Source organism: Novosphingobium sp., assembly GCF_031424035.1.
Classification (GTDB): Bacteria; Pseudomonadota; Alphaproteobacteria; order Sphingomonadales; family Sphingomonadaceae; genus Novosphingobium.
Window position 1 is genome coordinate 1 of the sequence record NZ_JANPGP010000066.1, and the last position, 19,452, is coordinate 19,452.

Below are 19,452 nucleotides of genomic sequence, written 5' to 3' on the forward strand. Positions count from 1 at the left end.
GTACTGCGCCGGGTTGGTGAACAGTTCGATCTGCGCGAGCGTCTGGTTGGTGAAGCTCGACGACATGACGAAGCTGGGGTGGCCGGTGGCGCAGCCCAGGTTCACCAGGCGGCCCTTGGCGAGCATGATGATCTGCTTGCCGTCCGGGAATTCGACGAGGTCGGTGCCCGGCTTCACTTCGGTCCACTTGAAGTTCTGCAGCGCGGCGACCTGGATCTCGCTGTCAAAGTGGCCAATGTTGCAGACGATCGCCATCGGCTTCATCGCGCGCATGTGGTCGACGGTGATGACGCCTTCGTTGCCGGTGGCGGTGACGAAGATGTCGCAGCGGGTGACGGCTTCTTCCATCGTCACGACTTCATAGCCTTCCATCGCCGCCTGCAGGGCGCAGATCGGATCGACTTCGGTGACCATGACGCGAGCGCCGCCCTGGCGGAGCGAGGCAGCCGAACCCTTGCCGACGTCGCCGAAGCCGGCAACGCAGGCAACCTTGCCGGCGAGCATGACGTCGGTGGCGCGGCGGATCGCGTCAACGAGGCTTTCCTTGCAGCCATAAAGGTTGTCGAACTTCGACTTGGTGACGCTGTCGTTCACGTTGATCGCGGGGAACGGCAGCTTGCCGTCCTTCGCGATCTGGTAAAGGCGGTGGACACCTGTGGTGGTTTCTTCCGACACGCCCTTGATGTGCGCGACCGACATGGTGAGGTAGCCCGGCTTTGCCTTGAGGAAGGCGTTCAGCGCGCGGACGAATTCGATTTCTTCCTCGTTCGAAGGTTCGAACAGCGTCTCGCCGGCTTCAACGCGGGCGCCCCACAGTGCGAACATCGTGGCGTCGCCGCCATCGTCGAGGATCATGTTTGCGGTCATGCCCGAACCGTCCTTGTCCCAATCAAAGATCGAACCGACGTAATCCCAGTAATCGGCGAGGCTTTCACCCTTGATCGCGAAAACCGGTATGCCGGCAGCGGCGATGGCGGCTGCGGCGTGGTCCTGAGTCGAGAAGATGTTGCAGGTCGCCCAGCGCACTTCGGCGCCAAGAGCGGTCAGCGTTTCGATCAGCACAGCGGTCTGGATCGTCATGTGCAGCGAACCGGTGATCCGCGCGCCCTTCAGGGGCTGCGAAGCGCCGAATTCCGAGCGCAGAGCCATCAGGCCGGGCATTTCGGTTTCGGCGATGTTGATCTCGGCGCGGCCGAAGTCGGCAAGGCCGATATCGGCGATCACATAGTCGTTCTGGGCGCTCGACACTTGAGTAGTCTCCTGATTGCGGGCGCCGGCATAGCAAAGGACGGCACCAAAGAATGGAGCCGCCCTTAGCCTCCCCCGTCAGGAATATAAAGATGTCTTTATATGTTCATTTGCGGATCAGCGCCGCACCCAGCTCAGCTGCGAGGGACTGCCGCTGCCGGCAAGCAGCTGATCGGCTGCTTCAATCAATGCTTCGGTGCCCTGCATCTGGGCGAGGCTCCTTGCGACCATCTTGAGTTCGCCGCACTCCAGCCAGGGGTGCCCTGCACCGTACTGGTTGGCCATGACTGTGCTGATCCTGTCGAGCGCGCGTTCGGCGCCATTCGCGCCGTGGCTGGCCACGAAGCCATCACGCAACTCGGCCGCCGCGCTGTTAAGCGCCGGCAGGTGCGCCGCCTCAAAGTTCTGGAAATCGGCTTGGAAATCGTACGCCCCGTTGCGGCAGCGCAGCCCAGTGACCATCAGCATGATGTCCAGACGGCGCAGCTTTTCGGCAGTGCCGCCGGTCGAAGCCTGTGACGGTGTTGCCAAAAGCAAACCGCTGGCGGCCAGGCAGAAAGCCGCTTTCCTGATAGATGATTTCATGACCCCGTTGCTCCCACAAGCAAGTTGTACCGTCCCGTCTCCCTGCCAGAGTCTGCCAAGTCCTTTACCGCCCGCTGAAGGAGCGCGGTAAAGCGGATTTAACCATGGGCGACTGGTGCAATGGCGTGTTGCGACTCGCTCGCAATCCGGCCTATGGGTCACGGCGAAGCGGCCAATTCCGGCCCTGAGAGGAGCCACCCCATGACCATCGCAACAGGCGACCAGATCCCAGACGTCAAGCTCACCAAGGTTGGCGCTGAAGGCCCCGAACCGGTGCAGACGGCCGAATATTTCAAGGGCCGCAAGGTCGCGATCTTCTCCGTTCCGGGCGCATTCACGCCGACCTGCTCGGCCAAGCACCTGCCGGGCTTTGTTGAAAAGGCCGCCGACCTGAAGGCCAAGGGCATCGACGAGATCGCCTGCACCGCCGTCAACGATGCCTTCGTGCTGGGCGCATGGAATCAGCGCGACGGTTCGGGCGATGTCACCATGCTGGCCGACGGCAATGGCGATTTCGCGCAGGCGCTGGGCCTGACCATGGACGGTTCGGGCTTTGGCATGGGCCAGCGCGGCAGCCGCTGGTCGGCCGTGATCAACGACGGCAAGGTCGAACAGCTCAACGTTGAAGGTCCGGGCGAATTCAAGGTCAGCTCGGCTGACTACATGCTCGACCAACTGTGATCGGAATGGGGCGCGTGGCCTTGCTGCGCGCCCCTTACTGGCCGCCGGGAAAATGGATGCGGTGGACACACTGGACACAGTCCTGGATGAAAACCTGATCAGTTGGTGTGGGTTAACAGAATTCGATGATAACCCTATGATATTGAACACTACAACCTCCGACTAACGCAAATTCTAGCCCCCGCGAAGACCTTCAGACTTTCGCGTTCAGGCACCCCTCACTTTTCGCATTTTGCCTGCCTGTAGGACAGCGCGGCCCCTCCCGGGCTCCGCCGGCGCCATCGCTCCCGCGCTCGTTTCCGCGCCGCCATTGCCACAGGCCGCGCCCTGCCCTTCTACAGCTGGGACCGCGGCTCCTCGCGGACCTGTGCAGGCGATGGAACAGCAAGCCCACCCCGATCCTCAAGCAGCGCTGATGATCACGATCGCAGCCCTCACGGCAGTGCTGCTGGTCACGCTTGATTCCACCATCGCCACCATTGCGCTAGGCCGCATCCAGTCGAATCTGGCCGCCAGTCCCGAACAGATCACCTGGGTGCTGACCAGCTACCTGATCGCCGCCGCCGTCATGACGCCATTGGCCGGCTGGCTGGCGGACCGCTTTGGCCGCCTGCGCACGATGCGGACCTCGGTGTTCTTCTTCACGCTCAGTTCGCTGGGCTGCGGGTTGGCTCCCAACCTCGAAACGCTGACACTGTTCCGCTTCATCCAGGGCGCATCGGGTGCGAGCCTCGTGCCGCTCAGTCAGGTCCTGCTGCTCGATATCTGGCCTGAGGAGAAGCACGGAACGGCCATCTCCGCTTTTGGCGTCGGCACGCTGATGGGCCCCATGCTCGGCCCCACGCTGGGCGCGTGGCTTATCGAATATATCTCGTGGCGCTGGATTTTCCTGATCAACGTGCCGATTGGTGTGCTCGCACTGATTGGCTTCACCGTCTTCGCTGCTGGCCATGACAAACTGCGCGAAGTGAAGTTCGACATGCGCGGGTTCATTTACGTGTCGGTGGCGCTCACCGCCTTCCAGCTGATGCTTGACCGCGGGCAATTGCTCGACTGGTTTTCCTCGACCGAAGTGGCGATTGAAGCCGCGATTGCTGCCCTGTTCGGTTATCTCGCGGTGGTCCACGTGTTCACTACTGCGGACCCGTTCATCAAGCCGGCGATCTTCAAGGACCGCAATTTCGCGCTGGGCACGGCCTTCATGATGGGGGTCGGCATCTTCATGGTCGGCGCGATCCCGATCATCACCACGATGATGCAGCAACTGATGGGCTATCCGGTCATGCTCACCGGCATGGTCTCGTTGCCGCGCGCTATCGGCAATATCCTGACCGTGATCGTCGCCGGGCAACTGGTCGGCAAAGTGGATTCGCGGCTGCTGATGATCATCGGGCTGAGCGGCATGATCGGCGGGTTCTACATTCTGTCTGGCGTCACGCTGGAAACGGACCCCTGGACCATGGCGCTGGTGTCGTTCCTGCAGGGGCTGGGCTCGGGGCTGATGTTCCTGCCGCTGATGATGATGGTGTTCACCACCCTGCCCGACAAGTTCAAGAATGAAGGCGCGACGCTGACCGCGCTGATGCGCAACCTGGGCGGCGCGGTGGGCATTTCGGTGATCCAGACGCTGACCCTGCGCGACCTCGCCGCATCGCAGTCACGCCTTGCCGAGAAAGTGACGCCGGACAATCCACTGGTCGGCTGGCGCTATGGCGACGTCGACTTCACCGACCCGCTCGACGTCGCCGCGCGCAGCGGCGAAGTGGCGCGTCAGGGGCTGATCCTGGCCTATCATCACACCTTCGAGATGATGTTCGTGCTGTCGATGGTGATGGTCGTGATCTGCCTGCTGATGAAGCGGAAGAAGGAAACTGGCGCGAGTAGCAAGCCGGCACCAGTGTTCATGGATTAGCCGGGGCGGCGCGCGTCACTTCGCCCCAGACCATGCGTCATCCTGAACTCGTTTCAGGATCCATTTCGCACAGGACCCGGAGTTGCGTTGCGGGGTAAAACGGCGCTGTTGCAACTCTTTTCCAAGCTCCGAAAGTCAGGCCCGATGGATCCTGAAACGAGTTCAGGATGACGGTGGCTCGGCAGTCGATGGTCGCGCGCCAAAGCCCCGCTCAATAGCCCATCAGGCTGAGCACTTCCTTGCGGCTGCGCGAATCCTCAAGGAAGCAGCCGAGCAGCCGGCTCGTGACCATGCCCACGCCCGGCGTCTTGACGCCGCGCCCGGTCATGCAGCCGTGCTGCGCCTCGATCACCACGGCCACGCCATGCGGATTGAGATTCTCCCAGATGCATTGCGCAACTTCAGCGGTCAGGCGCTCCTGGATCTGCAAGCGCTGGGCAAAGCCATGGAGCACACGGGCCAGCTTGGAAATGCCGACCACGCTGTCACGCGGCATATAGGCGATTGCCGCCTTGCCGGTGATCGGCGCCATATGGTGTTCGCAGTGCGACTGGAACGGAATGTCCTTAAGCAGGACCAGCTCGTTATAGCCGCCCACTTCCTCGAACTGGCGCGAAAGGTGCGCGGCCGGATCGGTGCCATTGCCCTGGCAGTATTCCTTCCATGCGCGGGCAACACGCTTGGGGGTATCGATCAGGCCTTCGCGCTGCGGATCATCGCCCGACCAGCGCAGCAGGGTGCGGATCGCTTCCTGCACCTCTTCGGGAACAATGACCTTGCCGCTGTCATCCAGTTCGTCGTGATCGTGGCCACAGGCCATGGCAAGCTCTCCTTACTTCGGTCGGCGCAGCAGGCTGCCCAGCCGGAACAGGCCGCGACGACGACCCATGGGTTCGAAAAGCTCACCGGGCCGTTCCGGATCGAGCAATGCGGTGTCGGCAATCGCCTTTTCCGTTTCGCTCAAGGGTCGCAAGTGAAAACGCTCCAAGCGTTTACCCTTTTTCGCCTCGGCGTCGTCGATGCGCGCTTCGATCAGCGCGGTCATCGATCCATACTTTTCGATCATGCGCCCGACATGTTGCGGTTCAATCGCGCAATGTTCGGCAATCAGGCGATAGCGGATGCGGCGGATCGCCTCGCGCACTTCGTCGCGGTCATTCGCCGGGCGGGCGCAGTCTATATAGGCGTCGGCCTCTGTATCGAGCCCCATCGAGCGGTTATTCATATTGGCCGAGCCGATGCGCAAGATCTCGTCATCGACGATCATCATCTTGGAATGGACATAGATCGGCGTGCCGCCCGTGGTGACCGGGATATAGATGCGGAAACGCCGGTCCGGGTCCTTCTGCGCAACTGCATGACACAGCCGCACCCGCGCCCCGTCCATCGCGGTCTGTTCCAGCCAGCCATCGGCGTTGCGCGGGTTGATCAGCACCACTTCGGGCGGGTTCGGCTGTGATAGCCTCTCCGCCAGGGCCTCAGCCACCCGGCGCGAGGCGAAGTACTGGCTTTCAGCATAGATGAAGCTTTTTGCGAGCCCGATATGTTCAGCGAACAGCGCCTCGATTTCGTTGATCCCCGCCGCGCCGCCATAGGCCGCTTGCGTGCGGGCGATGCCGAGTTCAACGTCGCGGAACTCGGCGCGCAACTGCGCCGGCCAAGGGCTGTCATCCTGCGGCGCGCAGGGCTCCAAAAGCTCGCCGCCGGCGCGTTCCCAGCGCATCCGGCCAAGCTGGCCAAGCTTGGCCGCCGCTTCGCCTTCAACCAGAAGGGTCATGTCGTGCCAGGGGCCATAGGGTTTGCGGCCCGGCCCCATGCGGCGCGAATCGCCTTCGATATGTTCGGGCGTGTCCCAACGCTGGCTGGTCATGTCGATGCCCCCGCAGACCGCGAACTGGTCATCGATGACGACGATTTTCTGGTGATGGCTGGAGCCGAAGGGGTGGGCGGAATCGAACTTGAAATCGATCGAGCGGTTGAGCCACCAGCGCCACAGGTCGAGGATCATCGATCCGCGGAAGACGAACTTCAGCGCACCGAAATTCCACTTGAGCACGCGCACCTGCAGGCCCGGGCGGCGGCGAACCAGCCAAACCACGAATGCGCCCAGCCGCGCCGGGTTCGTGCGCCGGGTCGGCCGGTTCCACCAGCGCCGTCCCGGCCCCAGCCGCACCCGCGTATCAAAGTCCCAGCCGATCAGGTGAATGCGCTGCTGCGCCTGCAGCATGGCCTGCTGCATGACCGAAAAATAAGCGGCGGCATCGATGACGACATGGGCACGGCTCGCCATGGCGAATCGCCACGTCGAAGGGCTGCACCCTTCGGCGGCGTCTTTGTCCACGTTTCCCGTCATTGACATCCCCGCTGTGCGTCAAGCCAAACGCGTGATCCAACATCGGGTTCCCGCGTCGCTTTAGCAAGGACCGCAAGCGCAACTTGAGGTTAGATCAAAAGTTGAACTGGTTTGTCCAATCCGCTATTGCCATCAGCAGAGCCGCCGCGCGTTGTGGTGAGCTTGACTAAGAGGATGCCCCCATGTTTCGCAAAGTCCTGCTTGCCGGCCTGCTGGCCGTAACCTCCGTTCCCGCCATGGCGGCCGGCGCGCCTTACACCACTGCCGACACCACCATCGGCACGCTGGTCGACGATGCCGCCGCCAAGGCCGTTATCGACAAGCACATGCCGGGCTTCTCGACCAACCCCCAGATCGAAATGGCCAAAGGGATGACGCTGAAGCAGATTCAGGGATTCGCTCCGGACATGATCAAGGATGAAGTGCTCGCCAAGATCGACGTCGATCTCGCCAAGCTGCCTGCCAAGCCTTAATTTCCCGCCCTTGCGGCAAGACAGCGCCCGGCCCGCCATCTGGCAGGCCGGGCGTTTTCGTTACTGGCGAACCGCGCTGATGGCTTCGGGCGCGAGATAGCGCGTCGCGGAGATCCCGCCGTCAACGGCAATCGTCTGCCCGTTGACCATCGCCGCTTCGTCGCTGGCGAGGAAGGCGACCATGTTGGCCACATCCTCAGCCGAACATTCGCGGGCCAGCGGCGTCAGTTCGTGATTGGTCCGGCGGAAGAAATCGAGGTTCCAGTAAGCGTCGGTCATCTCGGTGCGGACCACTGTCGGTGCGACATAGTTCGAGCGCACGCCTTTCGGCCCATATTCCGCCGCCATCGTCTGCATCAGGCCGATCTGCCCGGCCTTGACCGTAGAATAGGCGCCGCCGCCCGGCGTGCCGTAAAGCCCCCAGGTCGACCCGATGAACACGATCGAGCTACCTTCCCCCATATGCGCCAGCGCCTCGCGGCACAGGCGGAACGGCGCGCGCAGGGATATGCCGAAGACCTCGTCGAGCATGTCATCAGTGGTGGCGTGAACCGGGCCGAAATTGAACGATCCGGCATTGTTGACCAGCGCATCGAGCCGGCCGAACTTAGCCATTGCCGCATCGACAATGGCCTTCGGCGCGTCATCCGCCTGAATGTCGGCGGCGTGGAATTCGAATTCCATCGATCCTCCCAGCGCGTCCTTCAGCGCCTGCAGCTTGCCCGCATTGCGTCCGGTGCCGAGCACGCGGAAGCCCTTCTCGCCCAGCTTGCGGACTATTGCCTCGCCAATACCCCCGGCGGCACCGGTGACGATGGCTACCTTCTTTTCACTCACGAACTTCTCCCGAAAAATCTTACTTGGCGCGCTGGTTGCCCGAGCGCTCGGCAATGTCGTTGGCGGCGATGAAGCCGAAGGTCATGGCCGGGCCGATGGTCCCGCCCGCACCCGGATAGCAATCGCCAAAGGGGTTCCCGGAGCAATTTCCGGCGGCATAGAGCCCTTCGATCGGCTTGCCGTTCACATCAATCACCCGCGCCCGCGCATCGGTGCGGATGCCGCCCTTGGTGCCCAGGTCGCCGTTGTTGATTGGAACGGCGTAATAGGGCGGCTTGTCGATGGGGCCGAGGTTGGGGTTGGGTGCTACGGTAGGATCGCCAAAGAACTGGTCATAGATATTGCCGCCGCGCCCGAATTCCGGATCGATGCCGGTCTTGGCATAGCCGTTCATGTTGCTCACCGTCTGACGCAAAGCTTCGACCGGCACGGAGATTTTCGCTGCCAGTGCTTCGATTGTATCGGCGCGGAACACGTAGTTGTCCCACCAGTCGCCCGGCACCTTGTGCTCAGGCGTGTGCGCCCAGGGCATCAGCCCACCGGCGCTGAACTTGGCGCGGAACTTGGCGTCGAACACCAGCCAGCACGGACAATTGGCCCCGGACTTCTGTTGATCGGCGACCATGGCCTGCCCGAACGAATCATACCCCGTCGCCTCATCGACAAAACGCACACCGTTGCGGTTGACGCAGACTGACCACGGACGGCCAACATCGAACGCTGCCTGATGGATCTCGTGATAGTTCGACGCCTTGGGCATCGGCAGGGTCATGGTCGGGATCCACCAGCCCTCGCCGGTATGCTCGGTATCCGCACCCAGCTTCTCGGCGGCAATCAGCGCTTCGCCCCTGTTGGCATCCTCGGGCGAGGAAGAATGCCGCGTCAGCCCCGGCACCTTGAAAAAGCGGTCGCGCAGTTCCTGGTTCCATTCGAACCCGCCAGCCGCCAGCACGACGCCGTGCCGAGCACCAATAGTGGAGGTCCGCCCGAAGTTTGAAACCTCAACCCCGGTGACCTGCCCGCCGGCAGCGACAACAAGGTTTTCCAGCTTGGTTTTCGTCCGCAGCTTCACTCCTGCCTTGAACACGGCCTCATAGGTTGCCCCCATCAGCGCTGCCCCTTGCGTAAATCGCCGATCGCGAGACGAAACCTTGCGGGTCGAACGATCCATCCAGTACCGTCCGATGACATTGGCAGCTACCCGCCGCCAACCCTTCTGCTGCATCATAAGGGCAAAGGTTTCAGTTAGATCCATCGCATAGCGGTGGAACAGCTTGAAGCGATTGAACTGCTCGCGCATCAGCGGATAGCGATCATCGCCCAGCCGCCGCCCGTCATAGGTCGGGCAGATCAGCGACCGGTCAGCGCGCGCGCCGGGCTTGTCGGGAAAATAGTCCGGCCAGGGCGAGACAATCAGTTCGACCCCGGCGGCCTTCAGGTACTTCGCCATCTGCGGCGCATGATCGACATAGGCCGCCAGCTTTTCCGGATTGACCGGGCCGGACGTCACGCTGGCGAGGTATTCCATCACCTGCTCGCGGCTGTCATCCCCCTCACCCAGCCCGTGGTTCGGAATCCACATGACCCCGCCAGAAGTGGCGCTGGTGCCGCCGAACTTGTGCGCCTTCTCGACGATGAGCACCGAAAGACCCTGCTCGGCCGCGCGCAGGGCTGCCATTGCCCCCGCCGCGCCCGAACCGATTACCACGACATCGAATGTCTCGCCGCTTGCCACGGACCTCTCCCAAATCCCCGCGCACAGGTGTCGCGGTCCCGGTCAGACTATCGGGCGTGCGATGCCGCGGTGAAATGACTTGGCCGGTATGACAAATTGCTTGCGCCCGCCTTTGCCCGCAACCACGGATTGCCCTAGCCCCCCGCAGCCTTCAAGGAGCCACCGGTAATGCCGATGGAAACACCATGACCGATACCGTCTTCACCGCCGCAGCGGCGCTGGCCGATGTGCCGCCGGGGACCAAGAAACTGGTCATGGTGAACGGCGTCGACGTGCTGCTGTGCAACTCCAACGACCGGGTCTTCGCGGTCGAGAACTTGTGCAGCCATGCCGAAGAAAAGCTCGACTGCGGACGGATGCGCGCGGGCTGGATCGCCTGTCCGGTCCACGGCGCACGGTTTGACCTTGCCACCGGAGAAGCCATGAACCCGCCCGCAACCCAGCCGATCCAGACCTTTGCCGTACGCATCACCGGCGACACGATCGAAGTCGCCGTCTGATGCTGCCGCGCTGGCTTTCCTTGTCGCCCGTCGTGCCTGAACGCTGGGAGAGCCTGGACGCGGACTGGTTTACCAAGGCGCTGCGGCGCGATCATCCCGATGTAAAAGTCGGTGCGGTGCAGCTGGTTGAGTCGGACGACGGCACCAACCGCCGCGCGCGCTTTGCTCTGGAATACGCAGCAGGCAGCGGGCCGGCGCAACTGTTCCTCAAGGCCCATTCGCCCAATCACCGCTGGGTCCACCTGCGCAACGGCAACCTGTTCCTCGAATCGCGGCTGTTCGCGGGCAACACGCCACTGCCGCTGGAACACCCGCACGTGTATCTTTCCGTGCCAGATTACCCACGGCTCGATTTCCTGCTGGTGATGGAAGACCTGACCCTGCGCGGAGCCGATCCGCGCGATGCCTTGCGCCCGTTGAGCGTGGCGCAGGTCGCCAGCGGCCTCGCCGGACTGGCCGGGCTTCACAGCCACTACTGGGGCATTACCGGGCGCAGCCACCGGGGACTTGGCTGGATCAGGCAGTGGGCACCCTCGCAGGGTTGGCAAGTCGGCTTGCGCAAACGAATTCCATCCGGACTTTCACGTTCCGGTAATGAGTTACCGGATGAAGTTCGTGCCCTTTCGGCAGACAGTGTGGTGGACCTTTGGGTGGCGAACGTCACCACGCTTGCTTCCGGCCACCAGACGCTGCTCCACGGCGATGCCCATGTCGGCAACACCTATGTCCTGCCGGATGACAGCACCGGCTTTCTCGACTGGCAGGTGGTGCGGCGCGGGAACTGGATTCAGGATGTCGGCTATTTTCTCGTCGGCGCGCTGACGGTGGAGGACCGGCGGAAGCATGAAGCCGAACTGCTGCGCGGTTACCTGGCGGCGCTCGGCTTGCCCGATAGCGAGCGCCCATCGTGGGACGAGGCATGGCACCGCTATCGCCAGTCACCCGCCTATGGCCTTGCCATCTGGCTCTCGACACTCGGCACCGATGGCTGGCAGCCCCACGCGATCAGCCGCGCGCTGAACGAGCGGTATGGCGCGGCCTTCGCGGATCACGGCACCGCGGCCCTGCTCGCCTGACTCGCTTGGGCGATATTGCCCGGGCACCCCTTCCCCATAATCGCGGCTCAAGGCATGACGCTGCCCGTGACTGACCAAGCATCCCTCGACACGCTGCGCAGCGACCTGCGCACCTGGCTCGCCGCCAACAAGCCGCAGGGCTGGCGCGACATCACCGATCACAAGGCCTTCGCCGAAAGCCAGCGCCAATGGTTCCTTAAACTCGTCGAAGGCGGATACGCCATTCCGCATTGGCCAGTGGAATGGCCGGGAGGCGGACGCGGGCTGGCCGAACAGAAAGTGATCTACGAAGAGCTGGCTGCCGCCGATGCGCCGCGACTGCTGCTGTCGTTCGTTTCGACCTATCACGCCTATGCCACACTGCACGAATGCGCGAACGATGCGCAAAAGGCGCGCTATCTGCCGGCGATCCTGCAGGGCGAAACCTGGTGCCAGGGCTTTTCCGAGCCCGGCGCCGGATCAGACCTTGCCGCGATCAAGTGCAAGGCCGAACGTGTTTCACGCCCAGAAGGCGACGTTTACGTCATCAACGGCCAGAAAGTCTGGTCAACCATGGCGCAATATGCCGACATGTGCCTGCTGCTGGTCCGCACATCGACCGAAAAGGCGAAGCAGGCGGGCATCACGTACCTGCTGATGGACATGAAGACGCCGGGCGTCACCGTCCGCCCGATCGAACAGATCCAGGGCGACGAGGAATTCGCCGAGATCTTCCTCGACAATGTCGAAGTCCCCGTCTCGCACCGCGTGGGTGAGGAAGGCGCGGGCTGGGCTGTGGCGCAGGCAACGCTGGCCTCCGAACGCGGACTGACCTTGCTCGAACTCTCCAACCGCATGCGCGGCGCGCTGGGCCGGGTGAGTGAGCTGATCCGCGAGCATGGGCACAGCGACGACCGCGGCGTGCTGCGCGATTTCGGCGCGCTGGTGACGCAGGTCGATGCCGTCTGCACGCTGGCCGACCGCTTCCTTGAGAACCGCATCGCCGGAATCGAGCGCGTGGGCGACGCCTCGATCGTCAAGAACGCCTACAGCCGCGCCTTGCGGGCCTATTCCGCACTGGGTGTGCGGCTTGGCGGGATGGCCGAACAATACCGCGCAGCCATCACTTTCGGCGATCTCAATACCGGCAACTGGATGGCCGATTTCATGAATAGCTACGCCTGGACGATCGCCGGCGGCAGCGAGGAAGTGCAGCGCAACATCATCGCCGAACGCATGCTCGAAATGCCGCGCGAACCGAAGGGGTGGACCCTGTGATCGAACTTTCGGAACTCCGCGATTCTGCGACCAAGGCTTTTCCCGCCGGTGCGATCCTGCCCAACCGCGAGGAATCGTGGCAGCTGGCCGCCGAAATGGGCTGGCTGCTGGTGGACCTGCCTGAGGACCTCGGCGGGCTTGGCCTGGGCCGCGATGCAGCCGGCGCGATTGTGCAGGAACTGGGCAAGGTGCTCTGCACTGCCCCCCTGATCCCGGCGCTGCTCGCCCTGCGCGGCATAGCCTCGGCCCCCGATTTCGACGGCAAGGCCGAGCTTATCGAGCGCATCTGCGGCGGCGAATATCTGCCGCTCAACATGCTGCCGGCCAAGGTGGCCGCGTCTGGAGCCACGCTCAGCGGCACGGTTTCGGGGCTGTTTGAGGCCGACATGGCAGGACAAGTCCTCATCGGCAGCAGCGAAGGGTATCACATCGTCGATCTGGCCGCGACCGGCGTGCAACTGGTCGAACGCCCGTTGTGGGACGAGAGTCGGAAACTCTACGATCTTGAACTGGACGGCGCCGAATCAACGCTGATCGCTGGCGGCAATCAGTCCGCGATCCTGCATGACGAAATCGCCCGCACTGCCCACGTCCTCCTCGCCGCAGACAGCCTAGGGGGTGCTTCGGCCACGCTCGATCTGACGGTAGAATACCTCAAGGTCCGTAAGCAGTTCGACCGTCCGCTGGCGATGTTCCAGGCGCTCAAACACCGCTGCGCCGACCTGCGGATCGCGCTCACCGTGGCAGAGGCGCTCTACGAAGCGCGCGCCGCTGCGGCAGACACCGCGCCAGTTGTCGATCTTGGCGCGATGAAGGCGCACGCCACAGATGCCTATCGCTATATCACCGAAGAGGCGATTCAGCTGCATGGCGGCATCGGGCTGACACAGGAATATCCCGTCCACCACTACATGAAGCGGGCGATGCTCAACCTGCAGCTCTGCGGCAGCCTCGATCACTGGCGCGAGGCTGCGGGCCGCGCGGCATTGGCGGCTTGAGGTCGTCCCGGGCCTGACCCGGGACCGTTGGCGACCTTGCGCTAGCTTTGATTGAACCTGACACCGGCCCCGGATCAAGTCCGGGACGACACGCTACTTCCGACCATAGCGGGTCGCGGTGAGCATTTCCGACACGGCACAGGTCTTGTTGTCCATCCACCCTGCGCCGCGCAAGTGCGCGCGGATCGCGCTGTCGCCGAACACCGCGCCCTTTCCCTTGGGGTAGACGCACCACAACATCAGGCCATGCTCGCCCGCCAGTTCGAGTGCGGCGTCGAGCGAAGTCTCGCCATCAATCATCGCCACGACGACCGAGGCATTGTCGGCCCGCTCCACCTGGTGATGCCCGGCCAGCGCATCGAGCAGTGCTTCGTCATCAGTTTCGCCCAGCAAAAATGCCGGCTTCTCGCCTCCGACGCCTAGCTTCGACGCTAGGCTCGGCGCGGGCTTGGCCAGCGCCTCGGCCCATTTGGCAGCTTCCTTGGCGCCCAGCTCAGCCAATAGTTCGCCGTCGGATGTGGTCACGCGCAAGGTCTCGCCCTCGGCCGAGAAGGATGTGATCGCCGAACGCGAAATCCGCGCCTTGATCGCGCCGCGCAGGATGATCTCCTGCGATTCGAGCAGCACCTTGGCCTCGGCGCTCTGCCCGGCCCAATTGCACTGTGCGATGGCTTCCCGCCCCATGCCGTCCTCCGTGATCCGGAGACTACCTAGCGGCAGACACCGAAAATACGAAATCAGCCCTTCAGCCGCGCCGCTGCTATGCCCCGGATGTCGCTGGCCTTGGCCTTGCCGCTGCCGGTGACCGCGAAATCCTCGTCGGTGAACACGAGTATCCGGCGCGGCAGTTTGAAGCTGGCGAGGTCGCGCTTGAGGAAGGCGATCAGTTCGGCCTCGTCAATGGCGCAGCCCTTGACCGGGACGAGACAGGACACCACCAATTCGCCCAACAGGTCATCCGGCACGCCAACCGTTTGCGTCCGCTTCACGCCGGGGAAGCGCGCGATCGCCGCATCGACTTCCTCGGGCGCGACATTGGCCCCGCCAGTCTTGATCATGTCGGTCAGCCGGCCCTCCCAGAAAAAGCGGCCCACGGCGTCGACATAGCCGCCATCCCCGGTGCAGTAATAACCATCACGATCAAGGCATTGATCAGGAGTTTTTCCAAGATAGGTCATCATCAGGGTCGGCCCCTTGATGCACATCTCCCCCCGCTCCCCAACCGGCACCGGCGCGCCGGTGAGCGGCTCGACGATCTTGAGCCAATTGCCCGGCAGGGGCGGCCCGCAGGAACCCTGATAATGCTCAGACGAAACATCGCGGCCGAACGAGGTGCAGATCGTCATCGTCTCGGTCGTGCCAAACGACATCGGCTCTTCCCAGTCGAACCGGGCGGCCGGATGGCGCTTCAGGATCTCGCCCCGGGTTACGTAGCGCAGGCTCGAAAGGTCGGCGTCCGCCCAGCCCTTCGCTGCTTCCAGCCGTGCCCACTGGTGCGAGCGGCCGGCAAGGAAGGTCACCCGTTCAGCCCCGATCAGGCGCAACGCTTCCTCCTCTTCGAACCACGGTTGCAGCACCACTGCTCCGCCGCTCGAAAAGGCGGTGCCAACGATCATTGAAACGTTGCCCGACCAGAAAAAGCCATTGCCCGTCCAGCTGCGCACCGGCTCGCGCATCGCAAAAACGCGCGGCCAGCGCCACCACTGGATGGCGAAGTCCTTGTGCGAATGGACGATGCCCTTGGGCAGGCTGGTCGTGCCAGAGGAGAAGAAGATTCCGCCGATATCCTCAGGGCTGACGGCATCGACGCGGGACCGGACCCGCGTGTCGTTTACCCCGTCACCGCGTGCCACAAACTCGGCGAAGGAAGCGCCCAGTGCAACAGCTTCACGCAGATCAGGCCACCTGCCCGCGTCCGGTGCTTGCCCAAGAATGGCGGCAAAATCCTTGCCGGCCACGCGTGCCTCATAGACTACCAGCTCAACCTGCGATGCGGTGAGCAGGTAATCGAGCTCGCTCTCTGTCGAAAAAGTGCTCAGCGCCACCGGCACGCAGCCGACCAGCGCCGTTCCGAACAGGGCGACGAGGAAATCCGGGCGGTTACTCATCAGGATGCCAACCCGGGCGCCGGGTTCTAGGTCGCTGGCGATCAATGCCTTCGCAAGGCCCATCGAACGAGCCAGCAGGTCGTCATAGGTCCAACTGACCCGCTGCCCATCGTCATAGAAAGCCAACGCTTCGGCCCCGCCATACCGCGCGGCAACATCGCGCAGGTAGCCGCCGATTGTCAGCGCGCCCATCAGCGGCTCGCTGTCCAGCGGCCCGCCATATACGACCGATAGTCCGTCCTCGCCCATGGCCAATGAATACCGCCGCCGCCGGCACGATCATAGCTCTGCAAGGCCCGCGCGGGGCGCCAGTCACATTGACAAGCCGCTCCAGACAAGCACCTTGCCGCCAAAGGGAGTTTGGACATGAAAGCCGCTACAATCGTCGAAGGCCAGGGTATCGATGCCATCGAATTGCGCGAGATCGATGTAGCGCCCCCTGCCCCCGGCGAAGCGCAGGTGCGGCTGCATTGTGCGACGATCAACTTCCGCGACCTGATCGTCGCCAAGGGCCTGCTGATCCCGTCGATGGGCGGCATCACCGGCGGCGGCACCCGTATTCCCATGTCCTGCGCCGCTGGCGTTGTGACCGCAGTTGGCGAAGGCGTGACCCGCGTGAAACCGGGCGACCGCGTCAGTCCCATCTTCGCCCAATCTTGGCTGCACGGACGCGAACCGACGATGGACATGCTCGGCGGCATGGCCGACGGCGTCGCGCGGCAGCTCGCCAATTTCAGCGCCGAGGGGCTGGTCCATAATCCCGACGAAATCGGCGATCTTGAGGCAGCGACTTTCGCCTGCGCCGGCCTCACCGCATGGAACGCGCTGTTCCTCGCTCGCCCGCTTCAGCCCGGCGAATGGGTGCTGTGCCACGGCACCGGCGGGGTGAGCCTGGCCGCGTTGCAATTCGCCAAGGCGCACGGGGCGAATGTCATCCTTACCTCGTCCAGCGATGCCAAGTTGGGGCGCGGCAAGGCGCTGGGTGCGGACGTGACGCTGAACTATCGCACCGATCCCAATTGGGCGGTGAAAGCGCGCAATGCTTCGGGCGGCGTGCATATCGTGATCGATGTCGCTGGTGCAAATCAGCTGGACGCCAACGTCTCGGCGCTCGCCCCGGACGGCTTGATTTCCGCCATCGGTATGCTGAGCAGCACCTTTTCATGGAGCCGCATCGGGCAGGTCCAGGCGCAGATCGTGCCGGTCAACGTCGGCAACCGCGACGAACACGAAGCGATGGTGGCCTTTGCCGCTAAGCACGGCATTCGCCCGGTGGTTGACGTGGTCTATGATCTGACCCGCATCCACGATGCGTTTCGCCACGCCGAAAGTGGGCAGTTCTTCGGCAAGGTTGGCATCAACCTGCTTTGATGCCTATCTGCACGGCATGACCCGCCAGACCTATCTAATTCACACGTTTACCATGGCCGCCGACTTCGACGAGGACCGCATCCGGCTCAACACGGTCGACCCGGCCGGCCAGTATCAGGCGCTGTACCTTACGCGGCGGCTGGCGGACCGTTTCATCCCGCTTTTGGCGCAGCGCGCGGAAAAGGCTGTGGCTGGCCCGATCCCCAGCGAACTGGTGCTGGATATCGAACAGGAAAAGCTGCGGATGGAACGCGACAGCAATCCGCAGGCCCCGGTAGAGACCGTGCCCGATGCCCGGCCATGGCTGTGCAAGACGATCCACATGGGAGATCGCGAAGAAGGCGGCGTGCAGCTGACCTTTACCGACGATGTCTTGATCGACGCTTACCTGATCCTCGACGAGCAATCGCTTCGCGCCACGCTCGACGTGTTCCTGATCTCCTACCGCGCGCTTGAATGGGGCGAGCAGGCCTTTCCGGAATGGGTCACGGCGCGGGGGAGCGCACTGGTGGTGGAGCGCGGGACGCTGAATTGATCAGATCGAATTATCCACTCCGGCGGCGTGCTTGGCAGCGATATAGCCAAAGGTCATCGAAGGCCCGACGCTGGCACCCGCGCCCGGGTAGACCCCGCCCATGATCGAGGCGGTGGAGACGCCGCAGGCGTAGAGGCCCGGCACCGGCGTGCCATCGGCCTTGATCACCCGCGCGCGCGCGTCGATCAGCGCGCCGCCATAGGTGGAAACGTCACCGGGAATGATGTCGATGGCGAAGAACGGGCCCTTGTCGATCCGGGCCAGCGCCGGGTTGCCGTCCTTGAACGGATCGCCGAGCCACTTGTCATATTCGCGATTTCCGCGGCCGAAGTCCTCGTCCACGCCCTTTTCAACGAAGCCGTTCCAGCGTTCGATGGTGGCGCGCAGGGTGGCCGGATCCGTCTTGATTTGTGCGGCCAGGTCTTCGATGGTTTCGCTGACCTTGAGGTAGCCGCAATCAACCAGATCCTTGCGGACATCCGGCTTGCCCAACCACTTGTTGAGCACCTTGTAGTTCTCGGCATAGTTCTGGTCGAACACCGCCCAGCTGGGCACGGCAGGAACCGTGCGGTTCCGTTCGAGCATGTTCTGGCAATAGAGTTCGTAGGATCCGCCTTCGTTCATGTAGCGTACGCCCGACTGATCGACGAGGATGCAGCCCGGCTTGCCGGTGATCCCCTGCCCGCCCGGCTTGACGAAATCCTTGTCGAAACCCGGGGCGTAGCTCGTCTGGTAGCCGACCATCTGGTCCATTTGCGCCAGCACGCCGCCAACGCGTTCCATTTCGCCAAACAGGTCGCCGGTGTCGCCCGGAGGCGTGTTCGACCATGCGGCCTTGGTGCCGGGCATATACTTGTCACGCATGGCCTGGTTCTGGGCAAAACCGCCCGCGTTGACGAGCACGCCAAGGTTCGCGCCGATGCGCCGCGTCTGGCCGTTGACCTCGGCGATCACGCCCACGACCTTGCCGTCCTCAACGATGAATTCCTTCACCGGGCTCTGGGTGCGGATGTCCACGCCGTTTGCCAGCGCCGCCTTGAGCATCCGCCCCTGCAATGCCGCACCTGCAGTGGTGAAGTGCTTTCCGGTCAGCTTTGCCCCGACCACGCGAAAGGCGATTTTCAGGAACTTGAGCTTGATGCCCCAGCTCTTGTGCATGAAGTTCGTCACCTTCATCCCGTCGTCCAGCTTGGCCGGGAACGGCGCGAAGCCGGGGGCGAGCTTCGTGCGCCATTCGCCCAGTTCGTTGGTGTTGAAGAACTTCGCGGTCACGCAGCGCGTGGTTGAGCAGCCGCCCGGCAGGTCATCGTAATAATCCGGCCAGAAGTCGGTGGCGCGCTCCATTTCGACGCCCTTGCCGATGATATAGTCGAGCATTTTCGGCGCTTCGGTGATGTAGGCGAGCCGCTTTTCGTGGCTGGTGCCGGGCGCGTCAGAGCCGTCGTCGCAAACCGCATCAAGGTAGGTGATCCCCTTTTCCGCGCTTTCGCCCGGCTCCTCGGCGCGGATGAAACGGTTGTTGGGGATCCACATGACCCCGCCCGACTTGGCCGTGGTGCCGCCGACGTAGGGCATCTTTTCGAGGATCACGACCGACTTGCCGGCATCGCGCATGACCATGGCCGAAGACATCGATCCGGCTCCGCTGCCGACCACTACCCAATCGAAAGTCTCGTCAAAACCGGACATCACATACCTCTCCTCAATGCCGCCAATTGAGCCCGGAAGCGTGCGGCGATCAAGGGCTTGGCAGGCCTATATCGCAGGGGCGCGGATTGGCGGA

At 63.3% G+C, this 19,452-nt stretch carries 18 protein-coding genes; 9 read left to right on the plus strand and 9 right to left on the minus strand.

What is annotated here, in order from left to right; all coding sequences use genetic code 11:
- Together ahcY and RMO89_RS09935 are read right to left on the minus strand one after the other, a co-directional pair.
- On the minus strand, positions 1–1,248 hold a 1,248-nt coding region (gene ahcY, locus RMO89_RS09930), incomplete at its 3' end, for an adenosylhomocysteinase (protein ID WP_310532852.1).
- 117 nt (positions 1,249–1,365) lie between these two features.
- A complete protein-coding gene (locus RMO89_RS09935) occupies positions 1,366–1,833 on the minus strand; it encodes an S-adenosyl-L-homocysteine hydrolase (RefSeq protein WP_310532853.1) in 468 nt (155 codons plus the stop codon).
- Between the two features lie 201 nt (positions 1,834–2,034).
- On the opposite strand from RMO89_RS09935, the gene RMO89_RS09940 reads away from it, so the two are divergent.
- Together RMO89_RS09940 and RMO89_RS09945 are read left to right on the plus strand one after the other, a co-directional pair.
- Complete coding sequence (locus tag RMO89_RS09940) at positions 2,035–2,514, plus strand: peroxiredoxin (RefSeq protein ID WP_310532854.1); 480 nt, start codon at positions 2,035–2,037, stop codon at positions 2,512–2,514.
- Positions 2,515–2,929: 415 nt separating this feature from the next.
- Positions 2,930–4,426, plus strand: coding sequence for a DHA2 family efflux MFS transporter permease subunit (locus tag RMO89_RS09945; protein ID WP_310532855.1), 1,497 nt, complete (start codon positions 2,930–2,932; stop codon positions 4,424–4,426).
- 211 nt (positions 4,427–4,637) lie between these two features.
- Here RMO89_RS09945 and folE read toward each other — a convergent pair whose 3' ends face one another.
- Positions 4,638–5,246 carry a GTP cyclohydrolase I FolE gene (gene folE / locus RMO89_RS09950; protein ID WP_310532857.1) on the minus strand — a complete coding sequence of 203 codons (609 nt, stop codon included), beginning with the start codon at positions 5,244–5,246 and terminating at the stop codon, positions 4,638–4,640.
- Positions 5,247–5,258: 12 nt separating this feature from the next.
- The gene (locus RMO89_RS09955) at positions 5,259–6,767 is read right to left on the minus strand and encodes a phospholipase D-like domain-containing protein (RefSeq protein ID WP_310532858.1); all 1,509 of its coding nucleotides are present in this window, start codon (positions 6,765–6,767) and stop codon (positions 5,259–5,261) included.
- Positions 6,768–6,961: 194 nt separating this feature from the next.
- Here RMO89_RS09955 and RMO89_RS09960 point away from each other — a divergent pair, with 194 nt between their 5' ends.
- Positions 6,962–7,252: a hypothetical protein gene (locus RMO89_RS09960; RefSeq protein WP_310532859.1), complete on the plus strand. Its 291-nt coding sequence runs from the start codon at positions 6,962–6,964 to the stop codon at positions 7,250–7,252.
- A 60-nt stretch (positions 7,253–7,312) separates the two neighbouring features.
- Here the strand turns inward: RMO89_RS09960 and RMO89_RS09965 are convergent, their stop codons facing one another.
- Positions 7,313–8,089: an SDR family oxidoreductase gene (locus tag RMO89_RS09965; RefSeq protein ID WP_310532860.1), complete on the minus strand. Its 777-nt coding sequence runs from the start codon at positions 8,087–8,089 to the stop codon at positions 7,313–7,315.
- Between the two features lie 19 nt (positions 8,090–8,108).
- Positions 8,109–9,824 (minus strand): FAD-dependent oxidoreductase, encoded by a 1,716-nt coding sequence (locus RMO89_RS09970; RefSeq protein ID WP_310532861.1) that lies wholly within the window; start codon positions 9,822–9,824, stop codon positions 8,109–8,111.
- Between the two features lie 185 nt (positions 9,825–10,009).
- Here RMO89_RS09970 and RMO89_RS09975 point away from each other — a divergent pair, with 185 nt between their 5' ends.
- The 4 genes from RMO89_RS09975 (at position 10,010) to RMO89_RS09990 (ending at position 13,655) form a co-directional block, all read left to right on the plus strand.
- Entirely contained in the window at positions 10,010–10,324 is a 315-nt protein-coding gene (locus RMO89_RS09975) for a non-heme iron oxygenase ferredoxin subunit (RefSeq protein ID WP_310532863.1), read from the plus strand.
- Between the two features lie 32 nt (positions 10,325–10,356).
- The gene (locus RMO89_RS09980) at positions 10,357–11,400 is read left to right on the plus strand and encodes a phosphotransferase (protein WP_310532864.1); all 1,044 of its coding nucleotides are present in this window, start codon (positions 10,357–10,359) and stop codon (positions 11,398–11,400) included.
- Positions 11,401–11,466: 66 nt separating this feature from the next.
- Positions 11,467–12,657, plus strand: a complete 1,191-nt coding sequence (locus RMO89_RS09985) for an acyl-CoA dehydrogenase family protein (protein WP_310532865.1) — start codon at positions 11,467–11,469, stop codon at positions 12,655–12,657.
- Positions 12,654–13,655 carry an acyl-CoA dehydrogenase family protein gene (locus tag RMO89_RS09990; RefSeq protein WP_310532866.1) on the plus strand — a complete coding sequence of 334 codons (1,002 nt, stop codon included), beginning with the start codon at positions 12,654–12,656 and terminating at the stop codon, positions 13,653–13,655. The genes RMO89_RS09985 and RMO89_RS09990 overlap by 4 nt, the downstream gene beginning before the upstream one ends.
- A gap of 93 nt (positions 13,656–13,748) precedes the next feature.
- Here RMO89_RS09990 and RMO89_RS09995 read toward each other — a convergent pair whose 3' ends face one another.
- Both RMO89_RS09995 and RMO89_RS10000 read right to left on the minus strand, forming a co-directional pair.
- Entirely contained in the window at positions 13,749–14,339 is a 591-nt protein-coding gene (locus tag RMO89_RS09995) for a hypothetical protein (protein WP_310532867.1), read from the minus strand.
- 53 nt (positions 14,340–14,392) lie between these two features.
- The gene (locus RMO89_RS10000) at positions 14,393–16,012 is read right to left on the minus strand and encodes a class I adenylate-forming enzyme family protein (RefSeq protein ID WP_310532871.1); all 1,620 of its coding nucleotides are present in this window, start codon (positions 16,010–16,012) and stop codon (positions 14,393–14,395) included.
- Positions 16,013–16,129: 117 nt separating this feature from the next.
- Between RMO89_RS10000 and RMO89_RS10005 the strand changes: the two genes are divergently transcribed.
- The gene (locus RMO89_RS10005; RefSeq protein WP_310532868.1) at positions 16,130–17,134 is read left to right on the plus strand and encodes an NAD(P)-dependent alcohol dehydrogenase; all 1,005 of its coding nucleotides are present in this window, start codon (positions 16,130–16,132) and stop codon (positions 17,132–17,134) included.
- A 16-nt stretch (positions 17,135–17,150) separates the two neighbouring features.
- A complete protein-coding gene (locus RMO89_RS10010; protein WP_310532869.1) occupies positions 17,151–17,669 on the plus strand; it encodes a hypothetical protein in 519 nt (172 codons plus the stop codon).
- Here the strand turns inward: RMO89_RS10010 and RMO89_RS10015 are convergent, their stop codons facing one another.
- Complete coding sequence (locus RMO89_RS10015) at positions 17,670–19,358, minus strand: FAD-dependent oxidoreductase (protein ID WP_310532870.1); 1,689 nt, start codon at positions 19,356–19,358, stop codon at positions 17,670–17,672. It lies immediately after the preceding gene.
- Positions 19,359–19,452: the final 94 nt, after the last annotated feature.